1 protein-coding gene and 1 pseudogene are annotated in these 742 nt (G+C 45.7%); one reads left to right on the forward strand and one right to left on the reverse strand.

Annotated features, from left to right (window positions below; all coding sequences use genetic code 11):
• Positions 1-501 (forward strand): hypothetical protein (locus tag R7Z49_RS24685; protein WP_318112331.1); only part of this gene is annotated, 501 nt, incomplete at its 5' end.
• Here R7Z49_RS24685 and R7Z49_RS24690 read toward each other — a convergent pair.
• A pseudogene (locus tag R7Z49_RS24690) lies at positions 488-742 on the reverse strand (XRE family transcriptional regulator); the annotation flags it as partial. The gene R7Z49_RS24685 and the pseudogene R7Z49_RS24690 sit on opposite strands and share 14 nt — an antisense overlap.

A 742-nucleotide genomic window follows, 5' to 3' on the forward strand; every position in this document is an offset into this window, starting at 1 on the left:
TGGCAAGAAGTCTTGTCTCCTACGCCGTACCAGAAACTGACTGAACAGATTCAACATGATGGGAACTGGTATCCGTGTGATGTGCAGATTGGCGAGACAGAAAATCTCGGCCGTTCTTTCTGTTTAGATGAGTTTTCCTACTATCAGCAGACGCTATACGGCGAGGCGGTATTCGAAGAAAAGAAAGCGCAATTCTCCTTTTTAACCGAGTATCAGAGACAAACGCTGAGTGAGCTCATTCTTAATCTAAGAAAAGATGGTTTGGTGATGCGAAGCTTAGCAATCGGCAACGAGCAATACGATGTCGCAGCGTCGCTGAAAAACAAATCTGCAGGAGAGGTCGACAAAGAAGTGGTGTTACTGATAAATCGCTACCCGCCAGAGATTGAGAGGTCTATGGTTTGGGTAAAAGCAGATGAGTTTACAGAGCCATCACCGCACGTAATCATTACTTTACGCAGTGATGGCGAAATGATCGAGTTGCGGCTTACTCGGCTTTAGTCTCTTTATGCAAAGCAAGAAATGTCGCCATGGCGGATTCATCTAAAAATCCGTCTGCCTTTTTATGTGCGCGCAGGTATTGGTACCCTGCAATGAGCTTTCGATGAAGCTCTTCTTTATCTTCTGTCAGCTCTTCATTCATCACGTGTTGGAAAGCCAATTTATAGGCATCCATATCCACCACTTCAGCTCGACGGTAGAGATAACCGCAACCCGTCGCTAACCATTCAAGAGAGCAGTT

The organism is Vibrio sp. 1562 (assembly GCF_033340155.1).
Lineage (GTDB): Bacteria > Pseudomonadota > Gammaproteobacteria > Enterobacterales > Vibrionaceae > Vibrio > Vibrio alginolyticus.